Consider the following 1467-nt stretch of genomic DNA (forward strand, 5'->3'; position numbering starts at 1 on the left):
CTCGAGTCGGTGCTGACGGGCGTCATCGGTGTTGTTGTGCTCGCTCTTATTCTTGATCTCCTTCTCGTCGGCCTCGGCCGCCTGACCACACCCCGAGGTATCCGTGTCTGAACTCAGTGCATCCAACAGCGCAGAATCCACCAGCACCGAAGATTCCCCGACAGGCATCACCGGTGCGAACATCCTGCTTGACCACGTCACTAAGCGTTTCCCCGGCCAGGAGCGCCCCGCGGTCGACGGTCTGACCATGGAGATCCCGGCTGGCAAGATCGTCATGCTCGTCGGCCCCTCGGGCTGCGGCAAGACCACCACCCTGAAAATGATCAACCGACTCATCGAACCGACCGAGGGTCGCATCGTCGTCGACGGTGACGATGTCACCGACATGAACGGCGATACCCTGCGCCGAGGCATCGGCTATGTCATTCAGGCCGGGGGGCTCTTCCCTCATATGACGGTGGCCACCAACATCGGCCTCGTGCCGAAAATGCTCGGCTGGGACAAGGCCCGCATCACGGCTCGCGTCGACGAACTCCTCGAGCTTGTCTCCCTCGACCCGGCCCTCTACCGAAACCGGTACCCCAAGGAACTTTCCGGCGGTCAACAGCAACGCGTCGGCGTGGCGCGCGCCCTCGCAGCTGACCCGCCCGTCCTACTCATGGACGAGCCCTTCGGCGCCGTCGACCCGATCACCCGCCTGCGCCTGCAGGACGAACTGCTCAACATTCAGGAAGAACTGCAGAAGACCATCGTCTGCGTCACCCATGACTTCGATGAGGCCGTCAAGCTCGGCGACTGGATCGCCATCTTTAACGAGGGCGCCCGGCTCGAACAGTACGACACCCCGGAACGCATCCTCGGCGACCCGGCCAACGAGTTCGTCGAAAACTTTATCGGGTCAGGCGCCGGCCTTAAACAGCTCACCCTTACCCGGGTGGCGGAGGTCGGCCTCGGCGACGCCGTCGTGGGAAACCCCGGTGAACGGGCAGCGGCTGTCCTGGCCCGTCTCATCGACGCCGGCCACGGCCACGCGGTCATTGTCGATGAGCGTCACCGTCCTATCCAGTGGCTCTCCCGGCGTAAGCTCGGACGCCTTGAGGTCATCAGCAACGTTCCCGACCCGAAACTTCCCGTCGTCGGCTACCGTGCCACGCTCAATGACGCGCTCGACACGATGCTCGTCTCCAGCGCCGGGGCCGCGCTCGTCACCGGCCGTCGCGACATGTTCAAGGGCGTCATCGACGTGCAGACCGTCATGGACGCCATCACCCGGTCACAGACCGCTGCCGTGCTCGAATCGGACCAAGCGCCCGTCGGACTGAACACCGGCGTGTTCCAAGCGCAGGCGCCTGACGCCGGCGCCGACCTGAGCGAGACCGATAGCAGCGGCGCCGACGCGCGGGCCAGTCAATGAGCACCCGCACCATAACTGCAGAAGCCGGCATTGCCGGCGGCGACTCCGCCGTC

At 64.8% G+C, this 1467-nt stretch carries 1 protein-coding gene; it reads left to right on the top strand.

Annotated elements, in window-relative coordinates; translation table 11 throughout:
* Positions 1-166: 166 nt before the first annotated feature.
* Entirely contained in the window at positions 167-1414 is a 1248-nt protein-coding gene (locus tag CJ028_RS13215; protein ID WP_105035702.1) for an ATP-binding cassette domain-containing protein, read from the top strand.
* Positions 1415-1467: the final 53 nt, after the last annotated feature.

The organism is Cryobacterium aureum (genome assembly GCF_002954245.1).
GTDB lineage: Bacteria > Actinomycetota > Actinomycetes > Actinomycetales > Microbacteriaceae > Cryobacterium > Cryobacterium aureum.